Source organism: Pseudomonas sp. S35, from assembly GCF_009866765.1.
Classification (GTDB): domain Bacteria; phylum Pseudomonadota; class Gammaproteobacteria; order Pseudomonadales; family Pseudomonadaceae; genus Aquipseudomonas.
Window position 1 is genome coordinate 3,832,379 of sequence record NZ_CP019431.1, and the last position, 19,086, is coordinate 3,851,464.

Consider the following 19,086-nt stretch of genomic DNA (forward strand, 5'->3'; position numbering starts at 1 on the left):
ATGGGATCCTGCCCGCCGTTTTTTGCCTGCGGAGATGCTCCATTCATGCCCACCGAGGATAGCGCCAACACCCGCCGCGACCAGGCCCTGGACTGGCTGATGCGCGTGCAACAGGCACCGCTGGACGCGGACCTGCGTGGGCAAGTGGCCGACTGGTGCGCCGCCAGCGAGGCCAATGCCAAGGCCTATCGCAAGGCTGAACGTGTGTGGCAGTTGACGGGGCAAGTAGCGCCCGTTGAACACGTTCCACAACCCGCAGCCCCTACGCAGCGCCCCGCCGCCCGCACGCGCCGGGCTCGACGCTGGGTTGGCGCCGCCGTCGCGGCCTGCCTGGTCGTCGCGCTGGCGCCGAGCCTGCTGTTGCGCTGGCAAGCCGATTACCGTACCGGCGCCAATGAAACCCGCGACATCACCCTCAGCGACGGCAGCGTGGTGCAACTCGACAGCCATTCGGCCATTGCGGTGGACATCGCCGGCAATCACCGCGATGTGCGATTGCTGACCGGCCAGGCGTTTTTCAAGGTGATGCCGGACACGCGCAAACCCTTTCATGTACTGACCACGACATTGCGCGTGACCGTGACCGGCACTGCGTTCAACGTCGATGCCTCGCCGGATGATCCAAGCGTCGCGGTGCAACAAGGCGCGGTCAATGTCGACGATGCAAAAGCCCGTCGCACTCTCGCCAGCCTGGTGCCGGGGCAGCGCCTCAGCTTTCGCGCCGGGCGTGCCGAACTCGGCAGTTTTGCCCCCAGCCAGGCGGCCTCTTGGCGTCAGGGCCAGTTGATTGCCGATGACCTGCCGATCAGCGAGGTGCTGGAACAACTGCGCCGCTACACCCCGGCCATCATCGTGCTGCGCGACAAACAACTGGGTGCGCAGCGGGTAACTGGCGTCTACGACCTGCGCAAACCCCAGGCGGCGCTGCAAGCCGTGGTGCAACCCTATGGTGCAAAAGTACGCGCCTACAGCCCTTGGCTACTGGTGTTGAGCAAGTAATTTCCTGCGTTTTAAAAATATTTCAGTTTTTTTCTGAAAATCCCCCGCGCTGTCCCGTCTTCTGTCCCGCGCGCAGCAATTGAGATTTATTCGTATTCATTGACTGGCCGGTTTTCTGCCGGCGCGGGGATCTTTGCATGACACACACCCTTCACCCGTTCGGTACGCCGGGCACGTGGCCGCTGCGCCTGAAAAAAGGGGCTGCCGCCAGCCTGCTCGGGCTGTGCTGCGCGTTTGGCCCGCTGCCTCTGGCCCTGGCGCAACCCGATACGCCCGCCTCGACCCACGGCTTCAACATTCCCCCGCAAGCCCTGGCCGGCGCGTTGATTGCCTTCGGCCAACAGAGCGGCAAGCAAGTCAGCGTCGATCCGCAACTGCTCAAGGGTGTGAGTTCCCCCGGGGTGAACGGCGACATGAGCAACGACGCGGCCCTGGCGTACCTGCTGCAAGGCACCGGCATCGGTTGGGGCTATCAGGACGGTGCACTGGTGTTTCATCGTTTGCCCAGCGCCGACGCGGGCGGCGCGACGATGTTGGACAGTACGGTCGTGCTGGGCTTCACCGAAGAAAACTCGTTTCAGGGCGCCACGGTGATCGATCAAAAGGCGATCCAGGCCTTCCCTGGCGCCAACGGCGACATCACCACCTTGCTGCAAATGCACCCCAGCGTGCAGTTCAGCGGTGCCCAGCAAAATTCCAATGCGCCAGGTGAAATCGACCCCGCGGACATCAGCATCAACGGCGCCAAGTTCTACCAAAACAATTTCATGATCGATGGCATCTCGATCAATAACGACCTCGACCCCGGCGCCCACGGCTATGGCGAAACCCGCCAGTTCGATGCCTCGCCCAGTCGCTCCCACGGCATTGCCCTGGACGCCGACCTGTTGCAGGAAGTGAAGGTCTACGACAGCAACGTGCCTGCTGAATACGGTGGATTCAACGGCGGCGTGGTCGATGCGATCACCCGTCGCCCCAGCCAGGACCTGCACGGCAAACTGTCCTATTCCATGAGCCGGTCGGCGTGGACGAGTTACCACACCACCGAAAAGGACCAGGCCAATTTCGACAACGCGTCCAACGAGCAGTACCAGCCCGAGTTCGAAAAAACCACCGTGCGCGGCATGCTCGAAGGCCACCTCACCGACGACTTCGGCGCCATCGTGAGCTTCTCGCAAAAGCGCTCGGTGATCCCCCTCAACAAGTATGCAGACGGCTACAACAGCCCGAATGGCGACAACCGCGAAGACCAGACGCGGCAGCTCGACAACTACATGTTCAAGGCGTATTGGAACGTCAACGACCGCTTGAGCCTGGACGGCTCGTTCATCAAGGCGCCCCAGGAAAACACCTACTTTCGCGAGAACTACAAAAACTCCGGCTTCACCAATATCAACGGCGGCTGGCAAGGGGCCGTCAAGGCGGTGTGGGAAGGCGATTCAGCACGCTGGTCGCACACACTGGCGCTAACCGACCTCAACAGTTCCCGGGAGTCGGAGTCCAACGATGCGATCGCCTGGTTTTACTCCAGCACCAAGAACTGGGGCCTGCCCACCACCGCGACCTCACGCAGCGGCGAAGGCTCCTACGGCAACCTCACGCAAACCCAGCGAGGCATCAACTACAAACTCAAGGCCGACTGGCAAGGGTTCCGCTGGGCGGGCGCCGAACATGCCGTGGTGACCGGCATGGAGCTGACCCGCAACCAGGCGACCTGGGAGCGTGAAACCGAAGCGACCTCGGTCAACATCACCCGACGCGACAACATCGCCACCTGCCTGAATGATGACCCGTTGTGCTCCATCGGCTTGCTGCGCAATGGCAACACCCGTCAATGGGCCAATGCCCGCAACGTCTATGGCGCCGGCAAGCTGGACCTGACCGAAAACAAGTATGCATTTTTCATCCACGACAACCTGCAGATCGGCAAACTCGGCCTGCGCCCAGGCTTGCGTCTGGAGGGCGATGACTACATGCAGAAGCAGAACCTGGCGCCGCGCTTTTCCGGTGACTACGACTTCTTCGGCGACCGCAGCACCGTGCTGGTGTTCGGCGCCAACCGCTACTACGGGCGCAACCTGTTCAAGTACCGCCTGGCCGAAGGTCGCCAAGGCTTCAATACCCGCTACACCCGCACCACTCAAGGCGGAGCATGGACGGCCACCCAGGTGGAGAACCTGAACAAGTTCTCCGACCTCAAGGTGCCCTACGACGATGAATGGACCCTTGGGCTCGACCAGGTCTGGCTCGACACCGACTTTCGCCTCAAATATGTACACCGCGACGGCAAGGACAAGATCGGCCGGGCCTCCTCCCGCGTGCTTGGGCTGGGCCCCGCTGCCGGTTTCGACAGCATTTATTACACCTACACCAACGACGCGTCGAGCGAGAGTGACAACGTCACGCTGAGTATTACCCCCCGGCACGAATTCCAATGGTTGGGGTCACGCACCAGCGTACAGGCGGCGTTTGACTGGTCGCGCACCAAAGACGCCTACGGCACCTATGAATCAGGCATCACCGCCGATCAATACGCCAATGAGGACGTGCTGTACGACGGTAAGCGCATCGCCTACAGCGAGTTGCCCGCCAGCGACTTCAATCGCCCCTGGACAGCCCGCCTGACGACCATCACCGAGATCCCGCAATGGAACCTCACCCTGAGTAACTTCCTGCGTTATCGCGGGGCCTACGAACAGATCATCGATAGCAGCGAAATCGTTACCGTCAATGGCGAGGACCTCGCCGTGTACGAGGCCGCCAAGGTCAAGGCGGCACCCACCTGGGACATGCGTGTCAGTTGGGAAATCCCCACGGGCAAGGAACAAGCGCTGTTCGCCGCCGTGGACATCACCAACGTCACCGACCACGTCAACGAGATCGTCGGCAGTGGCAGCTCCACCGTCACCTATGAAGTCGGCCGCCAATATTGGCTCGAAGTCGGCTACCGCTTCTAACGCTGCCACCTGATTAGCCTGGAACCTCTGATGAACAAATTATTTGCAGGCCTGCTCGGCCCGCTGCTGCTGTGCGCCTGCGCATCGCCCGCCACCCAAGCACCGTTGCCGTGGGCGCCGCAGGTGGTACGCGGCCAATTGGCCAATGGCCTGGAATACCGCTTGGTGCAGGACAGCACTCAAACCGGCCGCCTGGACCTGCGCCTGACCGTGCGCGCAGGCTCGGTGGATGAAGACGACGATCAGGTGGGCGTGGCCCATATGCTCGAACACCTGACCTTCCGCAGCCGTGCCGGCCAAACCAGCGACCTGCGGGCGCAGATGACCGCGCTGGGCTGGGTGCAGGGCCGCAACTACAACGCCATGACCAGTTATGACCGCACCCAGTACCTGCTCAGCCCGATGGCCGGTACCACGCAAACCCCCGTGGCCCTGTCGAAACTCGCGCAGCTGGTATTCGCCGGCGACTACAGCGCCGCCGACCTTGAGCGCGAGCGCCCCATCGTTATCGAAGAATGGCGCGGCGGCCTGGGCGTGGCGCAGCGCATGAATGATCAACGCGCAGCCACTCAGCGCGTGGGGTCGCGTTACCCGCAACACCGCACCATCGGCAATGAAACAGCGATCCGTGAGGCCTCGCTCAGTGCCTTGCAGCGTTTTCAACAGCGCTGGTACGTGCCCAACAACATGGTGCTGTCGGTGGTCGGCGACTTCGAACCGCAGCTGTTGGCGCAGCAGATCCAGCAGGCCTTTGGCGCTCCCGTCGCTAAGGCATTGCCCGAGCGAGAGCACCGCGAATTGCCCCTTGATAACCAGTTGAAAATCTTCCGCCTGCAAGACCCGCAGACCGGCAGCAACCAGGTGTCACTGCTGTTTCGCCTGCATGAACCGGACAGCCGTGGCGCCACCGCCGAGGCCTCCCGCGAGCGCTTGATCGACCGCATGGCGCTGTCGGCGCTGTTGACCCAATTGCGTCGCCAGCCGCTGCAGCCCGGCGTGCGCAGCCTGACGGCGCAGAAGACCTTGATCGGTGAGTATTCCAGCGTGCTGGGCGTCGCGGCCGGTGTTGACGGTGCCCAGCATGATGAAGCCCTCAAGCAACTGCTGACCGAGCTGGAGCGTTTGCGCCAACACGGGTTTACGGCGCAGGACCTGGACCGGGAACAGAGCAAGATCCGCCAATTGGCCGCCGGCATGCTGGCCAAGGACGAGTCGCGCACCTTCGAGCAATGGGTGAGCTCGCTCAACGATGCCGCCGTGCAGAACCGTCCTGTCGTTGCGCCCCATCAGATCGCCCAGCGCACACTGCAAGCGCTGGGCACCATCGACCTCGCGGCCCTTGATGCTCGCCTGCAACGTTGGCTGAGCAGCCCTGATCAGGTGCTGCAGTTCACCGCGCCGGGCAACCGTGTGGTGCGCCTGCCAACGGTAGACGATGTGCAGCAGTGGCGTGCGTCCATCGCCCATTCATCGCTGGTAGCGCCGCAGTCAGCCGCGCCGGTGGAACCGCCCGCTGCCATCTTCACACCGCCATCGGTGGGGGCGCCGGGCTCGGTGATAGGCAAGCACAGCTTTGCCGCTGAACAGGTCGAACACTGGCAACTGAGCAACGGTGATCGCCTGGTCTGGCTGCGCCGCAACGCAGAAGACGGCCAATGGCGCCTGCAAGCCGAATCGGCCGCTGGTTACGAGCGCCGCGACGTACCCGCCTGGCGCCTGCAAATGGCTGCGCAACTGGGCAACCAGAGCGGCGCAGCAGGGCTGGAGGCGTGGCGCAAACAGCACAAGGCAACCTTGAGCCTTGAACAAAGCGCCACGCGCCTGCAAGTGAGCGCCACCTCAACAGCCTCGACAAGCGCCCTGACCACGTTGCTGCAAAGCTACCGCCAGAGCCAGGTGGGCTCAGCGATTGATGACGAACTGTTCAGCGCCGCCCGCGATGATTTGCTGACCCGCGTGAGCACCCGCCCGGACGCCATCGCTGCCGCCCGACGTGAACTGCGCTACGGCGCAGACACCTGGCAAGCCCCGGACCAACAAGCCCTGCACGTGCTGCAATCGAGCACCCTGAGCGACGACTGGCAGCAGCTCACCCAGGCCCCTGTGACCTACTACCTGATGGCGGACATGGACCCAGTGCAACTGGAAACAACCGTGGTCGAACACCTGGCCAATATCCCCCGTGGCGTTGCCCAGCCCAGCCGCCCTACCCTGCAAAAACCCGGTCAACGCCGCAGCGACATCGCCGTGGCCTTGGAGCCACGGGTGGTGCTTGAAGCCAGCAGCTTCAGCGCACAACCCTGGACGCCCGAAGCGGCGGCCCGTGTCGCGGCCTTGCGTGAACTGGCCAACCAGCAGCTCAAGCAACGCCTGCGCGGCGAGGCGTCTGGCGTGTATCGCCTGCGCTTTGACAGCGAACTGAACCCCGACACCCAGCGTATCGAAAGCCAATTGAGCTTCACCTGCGACCCCCAACGCGCCGAGGAGCTGTGGGCGCTGGCCCAACAAACCCTGGCGCAACTGGGGCGTTCGGTGGATGCCAAATGGGTCGCCAGCGAACGCATGGAACTGCGCCGCCAGGAACAAAAACGCCTGCTTGATCCCACGACCCAATGGCGGCGCCTGCTGCTCAGCGAACGCCAATGGCAAGACCCGCGCTACCTGAGCCGCCAGGCCCGCTTGCCGGAGGGCCTGCGCCTGGAGTTACTAAAACCCTTGGCCAGCCAGGTGTTCCCGCTCAACAACCAAGTGTTGCTGCGCGTCCTGCCCAAGGCGGACGCTCCGTGAAGAGCCTGCGCACGTTCTATCGCCTGGCCGCGCCGTTCTGGCGCCAGGGCTCGCAGTGGCTGGGCTGGCTGATGCTGGCGAGCATTATCGGCATGGGCCTGTTGATCGTGCAGATCAACGTGCTGATCAACGCCTGGAGCAAGAGCTTCTACGACACCCTCGGGGCCTTCGACACCCCTGCGCTGTACGCACTGATGGGCCGCTATGTGATTTACCTGGGCGCCTACGTGCTGATCGTCGTCGCCCTGGACTGGGTACGCAAAGCCCTGGTGCTGCGTTGGCGCCAGGCCATGACCGAGCAGTTCACCCACGCGTGGCTGGCGGACCAGGCTTTCTATCGCCTGGGCCTGAACGGCGAGCCGGACAACCCGGACCAGCGCATCAGCGAGGACGTGGACATCGTCGCCGACCTGAGCGTGGAACTGGTGGCCTCGTTCATCATCAACATGGCCCAGGTTGGCGCGTTCATGAGCATTCTCTGGCAACTGTCCGGGGTGCAAACCTTCAGCGTCGGCGAGTACAGCATCACGCTGTCGGGCTACCTGGTGTGGATTGTGCTGCTGTACACCCTGACCGGCAGTTTGATCACCCATTGGGTGGGCCGCCCGTTGCACCGCTTGAATGTGGACCGCCAGCATTACGAGGCCGACTTTCGCGCCAGCCTGTTGCGCAAGCGCGAGCATGCCGAACAGATCGCCCTGTACCGAGGCGAGGCCGTGGAGCGCGCGCACCTGGCCAAGCGGTTCCAGGCGATTGCGCATAACTGGCGCCAGTTGATGGGCCGCGAGCGCAACCTCAGCCTCTTTACCGTCAGCTATGAGCGGGTGAGCCTGATCATTCCGGTGTTTGCCGCCCTGCCCGCGTTTCTGGCCAAGACCATTACGTTGGGCGGCCTGATGCAGATCCGCAGTGCGTTCGGCGCGGTGCGAGAATCCCTTAGTTGGTTTATCAAGCTCTACCCGAAGTTGATGCGCTGGAGTTCGGCGGTGGAGCGGCTGGGCCAGTTCGAACAGGCCATCGCCGCGAGCCGCTGCCAGGCCAAAGCGCCGGTGATTGGCGATTGCCTGTGTGTCAGCGGCCTGGATGTACTGCGCCCGGACGCGGGCCTGTTGCTGGGCGATGTGTCGGTGCAAGTGACCCAGGGCGAGTGGCTGTTGATTGCCGGACGCAGCGGGATCGGCAAGTCCACATTGCTGCGCACCTTGCAGGGCATCTGGCCGTATTGCCGGGGTGGCTGGCAATTGCCACCGGGGCGCAGTTTGCTACTGCCGCAAAAGCCTTATCTGCCGAGCATGCCGCTGCGTCAGTTGCTGGCTTACCCAGCAGTTGAAGTGCCGAGTGGCGTGCGGTTGGTGGCGGTGCTGCTGCAGGTGGGTTTGCCGGGGCTGGTGCAGCGTCTGGACGAACAGTGCGAATGGGCGCGGGAACTGTCCGGCGGCGAGCAGCAGCGCATCGCCGTGGCGCGGGCGCTGCTGTATGCACCGGATACGTTGTACTTGGACGAGGCCACCAACCAGTTGGACGAGGCAAGTGCGCATGCCCTATTGGTACTGCTGCGCGAACAGCTGCCGGCCTGCACGGTGATTGGCATCAGTCATCAGGTAGCGCTGGCGCCACTGTTCGATCGCATCTGGTCCCCTGAAACGGCACAAAAATCTGGGGTCGTGGCAGGTTTTGGATCTGCTGCGCAACCCAGCGCGGGGCAAGCCCGCTCACCACAAATAACCCAATGACCTGGGACTAGAGCACGCTGCCCATTGCCTTCATCAACACCAGGTCCCGCGCGTAAATATCCGGCGCGTACACCAACCCACCCTGGCGGTCGACTTCGACCGTCCAGTAGCCGAGCAACACCGGCACCGGCGTCGCCAGGCGGAATTCATGGGTCACGCCGGTGGCCAGCAGTTCATCGGTGCGCGCGCGTTCGGCCGGGTTCACCAGCAGGTCGCGCAGCAGCAACGGTTGCTCTACCCGCACGCAACCCGAGCTGAACGCACGTGGGCCTTTGGTGAACAGCGGCTGGCTCGGGGTGTCGTGCAGGTACACCGAGTACGGGTTGGGGAAGCGCATCACGATCTTGCCCAGCGGGTTGCGCGGGCCGGCTTCCTGGCGCAGCAGTATATTGCCGGGGCGCGCCCAGTCGATCTGCTCGGGCGCCAGCGGGTGGCCTTCGGCGTCGAGCACTTGCAGGTTTTGCTGGCGTAGGTATTCGGGGTTCAGGCGAATGGCCGGGAGTTTGTCCTCGCGCATGATGGTCGGCGGGATAGTCCAGGTGGGGTTGAGCGTCAGCCGGGTGATGCGTGACTTGAGCAGCGGCGTCTGGCGTTCGGCGCGGCCCACTTGCAGGCGGGTCTGCCACACCGGGATGCCGCTCTGGTACACACTCAGTTGCGCAGCGGCGACGTTGACCAGTACGCCTTCGGGCTCCAGGTCCTGGGCCAGCCAGCGGAAACGTTCGAGGTTGATGCGCAGTTGTTCGCGGCGCATCGCCGGGCTGATATTGAGTTCGGCCACGGTGCCGGCGCCGATCACACCGTCCGATTGCAAAGAGTGGCTGAGCTGGAAGGCCTTTACCGCCGTGACCAGTTCGGGACGGTATTGCTGGCCGGCACCCTTGGGTTCACTGGGAAGGTAGCCGCCGCTATAGAGACGCCGCGCCAACTCTGGAACACGCGGGTCTTCCATGCCGGGACGCAACAGCGGGCCGCTGCCGACCGGGTCCCAGTGCGGCAACGGCTGCTGGCGCACGGTGGAATAGGCGTTGCGCAGGCTGCGGTACAAATCCGCACTGGGGCGCGCCTGATCGAACGCCTGCGCCATGTCGCTCAGGCCGACGGCGGCAAAGGCCAGCACTTCAGTGTTGGGGTCGCGGGTGGGCGGCTGGGAATGCCACAACGGTTCGAAACGCGATTGCTGCAAGCGCCCGAAGTGCAAATCCTGCAGGGCTTGCAGGTAGTGCCGGCTGCTGTCGATATCGCTGCACAGCACGTTTTGCGTGGCGTGTGGCGCGGGCAGACTATAGTGGGTGGGATCCAGGCCATCGTCGGCAAGCATCAGCAACTGCGTTTGGAGTGCCTGGCGACGCGTCTCGTCCGACCATAACGGCGCATCGCCTTGTTGCTGATAGAACGCTTGCAGGCGCGCCAGGGCTGGCGCGTCGATCTGCGGCACGAGGCCGGGGCAGACGCTGGGCAACTGCGCCAGGGCCTGTTGCACCGGCGCCAGGTCTACCGGCGCGGGGGTCGTGACCGGCAACGGCTCCACCGGCAGCGTGTCGGCTGTGGCGACCAATGGTGCAACGAGCAGGCAAATGCTCAAGTAACATGCGTGTTTTTTGAACAATGGCTTGGCTCCAATCCACAGTGGGGGAGATGTACTGTAGATGCTGACTTTTATGTACCGCCTGGGCATGACCGCCTTGGGCCTGATCACCGCAAGCCTGGCTATGTTGAGCAATTGTGCGCTCGCCGCCAACGGCAACCCTCCTTCCTTGTATAGCAGCCTGGCGCGCTCGGCTCCAGAACTCAATCCCACCGTGCTCAAAAGCGCCCTGAGCGCGATGCAGTGCGCGGTCAGCAATGGCGAGGAACGCTCAGAACGCCTGGCCGTCATTGACTACTCCCAACCGTCGACCGCCCGTCGGTTGTGGATCTTCGACCTGCGCAAGAAAACCCTGGTGCTGCGCGACCTGGTGGCCCACGGCGCCAAATCCGGGGAAAACTTCGCCACCCAGTTCTCCAACACCGAAGGCAGCCACCAATCCAGCCTGGGCCTGTTCCGCACCCAGGAAAGTTACCTGGGCACCCACGGTTACTCGCTGCGCATGGACGGCCTGGAGCCGGGTTTCAATGACCTGGCCCGCGACCGCGCCATTGTGATTCACGCCGCCGACTATGTGAGCCCGCTGTGGAGCAAGCGCGAAGGCCGTATCGGCCGCAGCCAGGGTTGCCCGGCCGTGCGCCCGCAGGTGGCGCGTCAGGTGGTGGATAAGCTCAAGGATGGGCAGTTCATGTTTTCGTGGTATCCCGACCAGCGCTGGTTGAAGTCCTCGACGTACCTCAATTGCAAGCCCCAACAGGTGGCGAGTAGTCGTACAATCCGTGGCGGTTAGCCTGTCCCCACAGATAAAAGAGAGCTTCGCATGCTTCTACATCAATCGACCTGGATCGAGATCGGGCAGTTCCTGGAGCGCAGTCGCACGGTGGTGATCCCCATCGGCTCCAACGAGCAGCACGGCCCGACCGGCCTGCTGGGCACCGATTGGATGTGCCCGGAAATCATCGCCGTTGAAGCGCAAAAGAACGCCGACATCCTGATCGGCCCGACCTTCAATATCGGCATGGCGCAACATCACCTGGGTTTTCCCGGTACGATCTCCCTGCGCCCCTCCACCTTTATCGCCGCGATTGGTGACTGGGTGCGCTCGCTGGCCGGGCATGGCTTCGACAAGATCCTGTTCCTCAATGGCCACGGCGGCAATATCGCGACCATTGAAGCGGCATTTTCCGAGCTGTACGCCGAAGCCAGCTTCGCCCGCCGCCCCGCCGGCTTCGCCCTGAAGCTGGTGAACTGGTGGGACCTGGAAGGCGTCAGCGACCTGGCTCACCGCCAATTCCCGGTGGGCCACGGCAGCCATGCCACGCCGTCGGAAATTGCAGTGACACAGTGGGCGTACCCGGACTCGATCAAGTCGGCGGACTATTCGCCGCAGATCGCCAATACCGGGCCGATCCGCGAAGCCGTGGACTTCCGCACACGCTTCCCCGATGGACGGATGGGCTCGGACCCGGCGTTGGCGACGGTGGAGAAAGGCGGTGAGTTGGTGGCGTTGGCGGCTCTAGGGTTGATCAAGACCGTCAACAGCTTCAGTAACGAAGCCAGACCTTAGGCGCAGTGCACACCAACATGTGGGAGGGGGCTGCTTCGCAGCCCAGCGCAGGGCAAGCCTGCTCACCACAGGTTGCCTGAAGTTATTCGCATTCCTTGGCAGCCAGTTCCAACCGCGACGGCGTTAAAGCCGACGCCAGCGGTTTGCGCTCATACAGGAACACCTTACCGCCCTCTCCTGCTTTGTAGGCCTCCAGCACGTCGTCGGCGGCGATCTTGCTGGTCAGCACCACACGGGCGTGGCGCGAGTTCTGGGTCACCGTCGAGGTGATCCCGTGTTTTTCCAGCTTGGGCAAGACGCATTGCAGATAGGCCTCAGGGCCTTTGCTGGTTTGCAGGGTCAAGGTTGGCGTGTTTGGGGCAGAGACACAGCCGGCCAGCAACAGAGCCGTAACCGGTACAAAAAAAGAGCGCATGAAAAATCCTGACTGTAAAAGTAAACGTTCACATTAACTGGCGCGTACCAGCGCCTTGAGCGACGCATCAAACTGCTTCAAGGCATCGAGCTGCACATCCCGCTGCTGCTCGATCTGCGCGGCAATTTGCGGCGCGGCCTTTTCACGTACCCACACCGACGGGACCTGCTTGTGCACCGAGCCTTCGGCCTTGGCGATGTATTGCAGGTCAGCGTCATAGAACCGCGCAATGAAGCGCGCCTCGACCTGATCGTTACGCGGGGTCAGCAGTTGGTTATGCGTGTCGAGCATCACCACCACATCGGGGTGAGCCTGCAGCAGGGCATCCAGGTTGTCGTAGACGGTGACCGACGAAAAGGTGCCTTGCAGCGAACTCATCAACCAATCAATGGCCAGTTCCGGATCGGAGCTATTGACGAACGCCTCGCGGATACGCCCATCGAGGGCATCCTTGGCGCCATTCAAGGCCATGTCGTGGTAGCGTTCAAGGTAGCTGAGGTTGTCGCGGGTCGTGTCGCTCAACAACACACCCACTGACTGCGCGGGCTGGAGGGAGTCTACGCTAGCAGCGATAGGTATCAAATGGCTTGTACGCAGATCGCCTGCCACTGCCGCGTTGTCCACCAGCACACTGCCGAGCATCAGAATCATTAAACCAAGCTGAATCATCGTCCTCATCACGCATTTCCTTGAACAGCGTCTCGATGGAGCAATTTTGCGCTTTCCCCGCAAAAACAGAACTTGCGTTGCGTGATGGTGACTATTATCTGAAGCGATAGTGCCCCCATAAAATCTATAAGGACCCCGCCATGAAGCCCCACCAGAAAACCTTCGACCGCATCCGCGAAGCCGTACTACCGGAGTTTCGCGAGCGGGTCGCCGATTACCTGGTCGACTATGAAAAGGTGCTGCAGGACACCGCGGCAACCGCCGCCCAGGCCCAGGCCAGTGCCCAGCAATTGCGCGGGTACCTGCGCGGCTTGAACACCACGCGGGTGCTGGGAATGGCAGATTGGGAAGACCTGGACCGGCGCGTGGTGCAACTGGCTGAAATCGCTACAGTGCAGGGCGTGGCTGGTTGACCCATTCCTGCACCGACGGCCGCTGCCATTGGTGTTGTGCATAGGCCACCAACTCGGCGGGCACGTGGTCGCCGTTGAGGATCAGGCGATTGAGCATGATGGCCAGGTCCAGGTCAGCAATCGACCACTCACCGAACAGGTTTGTCGGGTTACCCGCCAGCAGCGCCTGTGCTGCACTGATCAACCTGCTTGCCGCGGCTTCAGCGATGCTCGACAGTGGCGGCATCTGCTGCCCATAGAACACCACCCGGGTGGAACGCTCTTCGCGAATCGGCAATAAATCACTGCGCAACCACGCCTGCACCTGCCGCGCCCTCGCCCGCAGCCTTGAATCGGCCGGGTACACCGCTGTCTCGGGGTACACCTCTTCCAGGTACTCGGTGATCGCCGAGGACTCCGACAGCGCAAAGTCGCCTGCCACGAGGGTCGGGACGCGTTGCGTCACAGACAGCCGAACGAAGTCAGCCGCCTGGTTTTGAGCGGCATCCAGGTCCAGGGTGATGAGATCGAAGGCCAGGCCTTTTTCCCGCAGGGTGACGAACACCGACATGGCGTAAGGGCTGGTGAACAGCGAATCGACGTACAGGCGCAACGGGCTCTGGCTCATGGGCAATCTCCGTGGATGAGCCTTCACGCTACGAGATCCGCGCAAATAAAGACAATGCCGGGTTTTTATGGGGGCATTCCTGGCGGGAATAGCGTCGGCAATGGCAATATTATGGCAATTAGCTACGCTGCCAAATCGCCCTGCCATGTGTGTACTCAAGGAATGATCTGCCCATGAAACAAGCGGTTGTGGTTATCCACGGCATCGGCGAACAGCGCCCGATGGACACCCTGCACAGCTTCGTGGACGCGATGATCCCGGCGGACACGCCCGACGGCAAACCCTTCTACTGGAGCAAGCCGGATCGCCTGTCGCGCAATTTCGACCTGCGCGTGTTGAAGTCATCGGGCCGCACCACCACCGATTTCTACGAATACTACTGGGCCCATAAGATGCAGGGCACCAAATTCGGCCATTTGCTGGGCTGGCTCTGGGATAGCTTCAAGCGCCCGCGCCGTGATATTCCCGACGCCATCGTGCCGTTCTGGCGCACCACGCGCTGGACCACATTGGTGCTCCTGCTGCTGATCGCCACCGGCACCCTGGCCACGGCCTGGGGCCCATTCGGGCACGACGGCAACCCCTTTGCGTTCGTCCCCTTGCTGCTCGGCGCCATTGGCCTGGGGCTGCGCTATTCGGCGTTGTCCTACCTGGGCGACGCCGCGCGCTACCTGAGCCCCAACCCACAGAACGTGATGGTGCGCGAACAGATCCGCGCCGATGGCGTGGACTTGCTGCGCGCACTGCACAACAAGGGTGACTACGACCGCATCATCGTAGTCGGGCATAGCCTGGGCAGCGTGATTGCCTACGATATCGTCGGCTACCTGTGGCATGACTATCACGATCAACTGACCGAGGTGATCCCCGGCAACCAGGCACTGGTCAAGCGTTATGCCCGGCATGAACCGCTGCAACCGGTGATCAAGGACGCTCTGTTCAAGGCAGGCACGGCCCTTGATGGCAGCTTGGGGAGCACCTTCGGTTTTCGTGAGCAACAAACCGCGGCGTTTATCGAGCAACGTGGCCTCGGCAACCCGTGGCGCATTACTGACCTGGTGACCGTCGGCAGCCCGATGGCCCACGCCAGTCTGTTGCTGGGCCGCAGCGTCAGTGATTTCAAGCAACGCATGCAACGCCGCGAAGCCCCCGCCTGCCCGCCCACTGAAGATGACAAAGGCTACGGCTACAACGCACGCCAACCGGTGATACTCGGCGAGCGGCCGTTCACCCCGTACTACCTGCACCACGCGGCGGCGTTTGCGGTGACGCGCTGGACCAACCTCTACTTCCCCGCGCCCTTTGGCGTGTTTGGCGACATCGTGGGTGGCCCGGTCGCGCCGGTGATGGGCGCCGGCGTGCTGGACTTGCCGGTGAGCGTGGGCAAGTACAAAGGCTGGCTTGCGCGATCTTGGTTCAGCCATACCCAGTATTGGACCGAACGCAACGGCGCCCAAGGCTACCTCGCGTCGCTGGCCGGCGATGACAACGCGATCAGAAATGGCCCGCGCCCGTCGGCGACCGAAGCCTTGCGCTGGGCCATCGACCTCAAGGGCTTGCGGCGTTTCCGTGCGCCAGTCGCCCGTGAGGCACTGGCCGAAGCGGATGCCTAGCCAGCAAAACCACCGGCCTTCAGGAAGGCGTGCTCTTGATCAGTGGTGGTCCTGGCCAGCACTGCATTACGGTGGGGAAACCGCCCAAACCGCTCGATAATCGCGGCGTGCTCCTTGGCCCAGTGGTAGGTGTTCGGGTCCAGGTGTTGGTTAAGTGCAAGGGAACGCTGCTGGTCGGCAGGTTCTTCCGAATGCTCGAACGGCAAATAACAGAACGCACGCAAGGCGGGTTCGATCCGTTGATCCAAACCGGCATCCACCATGCGATGGGCGTACAAGCGTGCCAACGGGTCGGTGGCAAACATGTGCGCGGTGCCGCGAAAGGCGTTACGCGGGTATTGGTCGAGCAGGATCAGCAGGGCCAACGCACCTTCGGCAGATGCCTGCCAGCTGTCCAACTCAAGTCGGGCGGCTTGCAGGTGGGTGGTGTGGAAGGTGTCGCGAAAGGTTGTATCGAAGGCATCGTCCTTGGCGAACCAGCGCTGGGGGCCGGCGTTTTTCCAGAAGTCGATGACGGATTGGGGCGTGCTCATGCTGAAGGCCTCTGACAGCGAATTCGCTGACGGTATCAGAATCTTGACCTGGCAGAACTCAATTGACGGCAACACCACGAATAATGTTATACGATAACACCCCCTTCCCGTCCCGCCCTGCGATCCCTGCCCATGACTGACGCTGTTCCGCTACGCCAACGCCTGCTCTCCATCGACGCCCTGCGCGGCCTGGTGATCCTGTTCATGCTGCTCGATCACGTGCGCGAAACCTTCCTGCTGCACCGCCAGGTCGGCGACCCGATGAGCATCGACAGCACTGAGCCCGCGCTGTTTATCAGCCGCACCCTCGCCCACTTATGTGCGCCGGTATTTGTGTTGCTCACTGGGCTGTCAGCCTTTTTGTACGGCCAGAAATATCAGGGCCGCCGCGATGTATCGGCGTTCCTGTTCAAGCGCGGGCTGTTCCTGGTGGTGCTGGAGTTCACCCTGGTCAACTTCGCCTGGACCTTCCAACTGCCGCCCAGCGTGATCTACATGCAAGTGATCTGGGCGATTGGTGTGAGCATGATCGCCCTGGCCGCGCTGGTCTGGTTGCCGCGCCCACTGTTGATTGCGCTGGCGCTGGTGATCATCGGCGGGCACAACCTGCTGGATGGGCTGCACTTCGCCCCCGGCTCGGCACTGCATATTCCATGGACGATCCTGCATGAACGCAGTTGGATCGAAGTGTCCGACACCCTGCGCCTGCGCACCACCTACCCGGTGCTGCCGTGGATCGGCGTGATTGCCCTGGGCTACGGCATCGGCCCGTGGTTTGCCAATGCCACCGTCCCTGCCGTCCGCCAGCGCTATCTGTTGCTGGCCGGTGCAGGTGCGTTGGTGGGGTTTGTGGTGTTGCGTGCAATCAATGGCTATGGCGAGAAGCCTTGGCAGACCTATGACAGCAGCGTGCAGACGTTGATGAGTTTTTTCAACGTGACCAAGTACCCGCCTTCGCTGTTGTTCCTCGCGTTGACCCTGGGCATTGGCGTGTTGCTGCTGTTGGCGTTTGAACGCGCGGGGCACAAACGTTGGATCGGGGTATTGGCCGTGTTTGGTGCAGCGCCGATGTTCTTCTACCTGCTGCACCTGTACGTGTTGAAAGTGCTGTATGTAGCCTGTGTTGCGTTGTTCGGCCTCAATCATGGCAACTACTTTGGCTTCGACAGCATCGGTGCCGTATGGCTGGCGGCCCTGTTGCTGCCCCTGGCGCTGTACCTGCCGGTTCGTTGGTTTGCCGGGCTGAAAGCGCGTCGGCGGGATCTGGCCTGGCTCAAATACCTCTGATTTGACGCCACTTATATATCCGGGAAAGGGCTTGGTCTCGGCCCAGCCCTGCGTCCTCACCCTTTGGCGGATACAGCATCCATTCATTACGCGTACTATGCTCGCAAACAACACATTCAAATGAGCACCCATGATCAAAGCCAGCCTGCGCAGTCACCTGACCTTATGGTTTGCCGGTTTATCGCTGCTCACCTTGTTGAGCGTGGGCTTTTATGTGGGGCATATCGCCACCGGGCAGATGAGGCAGGCCAGTGGCAATGTGCTGTTGAGCACTGCACGCTCCACCGCTGCACTGCTGGCCGTGCAACTGCGCGAGCGCCAGTTGGAAGTGTCGCTGCTCAGCAAAGCGCCGTTGTTTCGCAAAGGCGACCTCGACCAGCCGGACATCCTCACGCTGATGGAACTGCGCACCCAGTCTCGCGCCGAGTATGCGTGGATGGGCATCGCCGATGCCGACGGCCGTGTGCGCCAGGCGGTGAATGGGCTCTTGGTGAACCAATCGGTCAGCCAGCGCCCCTGGTTCCAGGCCGGCCTGCGCGGCGAGTACACCGGCGACCCCCATGAGGCGGTGCTGCTGGCCAAGTTGCTGCCGGGTACCGCCAATGGCGAGCCGTTGCGCTTTATCGATTTCGCTGAGCCGATCCGCAACGCCAAGGGCGAGACCATTGGCGTGCTGGGGGCCCACGCTCACTGGCGCTGGGTCACGCAGATCGTCGATTCCGCCGTGATGCAAAAGGACGCCATCCCCGATGTCGAGGCGCTGATCGTCGACTTCGACGGCAAGGTGCTGTATCCCGAAGTGCTGGCCGGCGAGCAGATGCCCAAGGACCGGCTGCTCACACCTTCCGGCTGGTCCACCGCCAACGGGTTTGTAACCGCTTCGGTCGCGGTGCCAAGCCCCTCCAACGCAAAAATGACCTGGTACATCATGGTGCGCCAACCCCTGGAGGTAGCCCTGCAACCGGCGCGCACCCTGCTCTACAAACTGTTGATACTTGGCGTGCTCGCCGCCGTTGCGTTCGTGGTCGCGGCGTATTACTTGGCCTCCTCCCTCAGCCGCCCTATCGAACAGCTGGCCAAATCCGCCAAGCAGGTCCAGGCGCATCAGCCCGGCGCGGTGTTCCCCCAGGAACACTCCGTGCTGGAAATCGCCCAACTGGGCCGCTCGCTCACCGGCATGACCCAATCGCTGTTGGCCAAGGAACGCCAGTTGCAGGACGCCAACGCCTCCCTGGAAGCCACTGTCGCCCAACGCACCGCCGACCTTACCCAGGCCAATGCCGAACTGCTCAACCTCGCCACCCACGACGCGCTGACCGGCGTCTACAACCGCCGCCGCTTCGACGAAAAACTCGCGGAAAACAGCCTGCTGTTCCAGCGCAGCGGCCGCACCTTTGCCCTGCTGTTGATCGACGCCGATTACTTCAAGCAGGTCAACGACACCCACGGCCACGCGGTGGGCGATGACGTGCTGCGCCAACTGGCGCAATTGATCCAAAGCACCACACGCGTCACCGACTTTGTCGCACGCTACGGCGGTGAAGAGTTTGCCGTGCTGCTACCGGAAGTCGAAGCCCCGGATAGCCCGGATGTGGTGGCCGAGAAGATCCGCGCGGCCATTGCCCAAGCGCAGTTTGAGTCAGTCGGGCATATCACCGTGAGCATCGGCGTGGGGATTGCCGAGCCGACGGACCGCGACACTCGCGCCCTGTTGAACCGTGCGGACCAGCAGCTCTATGAGGCCAAGGCCGGCGGGCGCAACCGTGTGGCGTGAGGCCCAGGGATAGCGTTGCGCTGAGCAGGCTGAACGGCTCATCACAAGGCAGGTTTGTCATCTTGGCAGGCCAGAATAATAGCGGCGCAGCAAAATCCGCTCACTAACCTTTCGATCCTGACCAAGTGCGGGCACAATGCGTGT

General features: G+C 62.5%; 15 protein-coding genes. 10 read left to right on the forward strand and 5 right to left on the reverse strand.

Features of this window, described 5'->3' with window-relative positions:
• Window positions 1-45: 45 nt before the first annotated feature.
• The 4 genes from PspS35_RS16940 to PspS35_RS16955 all read left to right on the forward strand — a co-directional run bounded on the left by PspS35_RS16940 (window position 46) and on the right by PspS35_RS16955 (window position 8,476).
• Window positions 46-999, forward strand: coding sequence for a FecR domain-containing protein (locus tag PspS35_RS16940; protein WP_174244823.1), 954 nt, complete (start codon window positions 46-48; stop codon window positions 997-999).
• Between the two features lie 137 nt (window positions 1,000-1,136).
• Window positions 1,137-3,956: a TonB-dependent receptor gene (locus tag PspS35_RS16945; RefSeq protein ID WP_159935899.1), complete on the forward strand. Its 2,820-nt coding sequence runs from the start codon at window positions 1,137-1,139 to the stop codon at window positions 3,954-3,956.
• Window positions 3,957-3,986: 30 nt separating this feature from the next.
• Complete coding sequence (locus tag PspS35_RS16950) at window positions 3,987-6,743, forward strand: pitrilysin family protein (RefSeq protein WP_159935900.1); 2,757 nt, start codon at window positions 3,987-3,989, stop codon at window positions 6,741-6,743.
• On the forward strand, window positions 6,740-8,476 hold the full coding sequence (locus PspS35_RS16955) for an ABC transporter ATP-binding protein/permease (protein ID WP_159935902.1): 1,737 nt from the start codon (window positions 6,740-6,742) through the stop codon (window positions 8,474-8,476). Before PspS35_RS16950 ends, PspS35_RS16955 begins: the two co-directional genes overlap by 4 nt.
• A 7-nt stretch (window positions 8,477-8,483) precedes the next feature.
• Here the strand turns inward: PspS35_RS16955 and PspS35_RS16960 are convergent, their stop codons facing one another.
• A complete protein-coding gene (locus PspS35_RS16960; protein ID WP_159935904.1) occupies window positions 8,484-10,085 on the reverse strand; it encodes a L,D-transpeptidase family protein in 1,602 nt (533 codons plus the stop codon).
• Between the two features lie 40 nt (window positions 10,086-10,125).
• Between PspS35_RS16960 and PspS35_RS16965 the strand changes: the two genes are divergently transcribed.
• Together PspS35_RS16965 and PspS35_RS16970 are read left to right on the forward strand one after the other, a co-directional pair.
• Entirely contained in the window at window positions 10,126-10,854 is a 729-nt protein-coding gene (locus PspS35_RS16965) for a murein L,D-transpeptidase catalytic domain family protein (RefSeq protein ID WP_159935906.1), read from the forward strand.
• A 30-nt stretch (window positions 10,855-10,884) separates the two neighbouring features.
• Window positions 10,885-11,631, forward strand: coding sequence for a creatininase family protein (locus tag PspS35_RS16970; protein WP_159935907.1), 747 nt, complete (start codon window positions 10,885-10,887; stop codon window positions 11,629-11,631).
• A gap of 82 nt (window positions 11,632-11,713) precedes the next feature.
• Here the strand turns inward: PspS35_RS16970 and PspS35_RS16975 are convergent, their stop codons facing one another.
• Together PspS35_RS16975 and PspS35_RS16980 are read right to left on the reverse strand one after the other, a co-directional pair.
• The gene (locus PspS35_RS16975; RefSeq protein ID WP_159935909.1) at window positions 11,714-12,046 is read right to left on the reverse strand and encodes a hypothetical protein; all 333 of its coding nucleotides are present in this window, start codon (window positions 12,044-12,046) and stop codon (window positions 11,714-11,716) included.
• 33 nt (window positions 12,047-12,079) lie between these two features.
• Window positions 12,080-12,724 (reverse strand): ATPase, encoded by a 645-nt coding sequence (locus tag PspS35_RS16980; RefSeq protein ID WP_159935910.1) that lies wholly within the window; start codon window positions 12,722-12,724, stop codon window positions 12,080-12,082.
• A 131-nt stretch (window positions 12,725-12,855) separates the two neighbouring features.
• On the opposite strand from PspS35_RS16980, the gene PspS35_RS16985 reads away from it, so the two are divergent.
• Window positions 12,856-13,128 carry a hypothetical protein gene (locus PspS35_RS16985; RefSeq protein ID WP_159935912.1) on the forward strand — a complete coding sequence of 91 codons (273 nt, stop codon included), beginning with the start codon at window positions 12,856-12,858 and terminating at the stop codon, window positions 13,126-13,128.
• Here PspS35_RS16985 and yfcF read toward each other — a convergent pair.
• Window positions 13,103-13,735, reverse strand: coding sequence for a glutathione transferase (yfcF, locus tag PspS35_RS16990; protein WP_159935914.1), 633 nt, complete (start codon window positions 13,733-13,735; stop codon window positions 13,103-13,105). The genes PspS35_RS16985 and yfcF overlap by 26 nt on opposite strands.
• Before the next feature lie 173 nt (window positions 13,736-13,908).
• Here yfcF and PspS35_RS16995 point away from each other — a divergent pair, with 173 nt between their 5' ends.
• A complete protein-coding gene (locus PspS35_RS16995; RefSeq protein ID WP_159935916.1) occupies window positions 13,909-15,348 on the forward strand; it encodes a hypothetical protein in 1,440 nt (479 codons plus the stop codon).
• Here the strand turns inward: PspS35_RS16995 and PspS35_RS17000 are convergent.
• Window positions 15,345-15,881 carry a DUF924 family protein gene (locus tag PspS35_RS17000; protein WP_159935918.1) on the reverse strand — a complete coding sequence of 179 codons (537 nt, stop codon included), beginning with the start codon at window positions 15,879-15,881 and terminating at the stop codon, window positions 15,345-15,347. The two genes, PspS35_RS16995 and PspS35_RS17000, sit on opposite strands and share 4 nt — an antisense overlap.
• Before the next feature lie 132 nt (window positions 15,882-16,013).
• Here PspS35_RS17000 and PspS35_RS17005 point away from each other — a divergent pair, with 132 nt between their 5' ends.
• Both PspS35_RS17005 and PspS35_RS17010 read left to right on the forward strand, forming a co-directional pair.
• Window positions 16,014-17,168 (forward strand): DUF1624 domain-containing protein, encoded by a 1,155-nt coding sequence (locus tag PspS35_RS17005; RefSeq protein ID WP_159935920.1) that lies wholly within the window; start codon window positions 16,014-16,016, stop codon window positions 17,166-17,168.
• Window positions 17,169-17,298: 130 nt separating this feature from the next.
• Window positions 17,299-18,942: a sensor domain-containing diguanylate cyclase gene (locus PspS35_RS17010; protein WP_159935922.1), complete on the forward strand. Its 1,644-nt coding sequence runs from the start codon at window positions 17,299-17,301 to the stop codon at window positions 18,940-18,942.
• Window positions 18,943-19,086 lie beyond the last annotated feature (144 nt).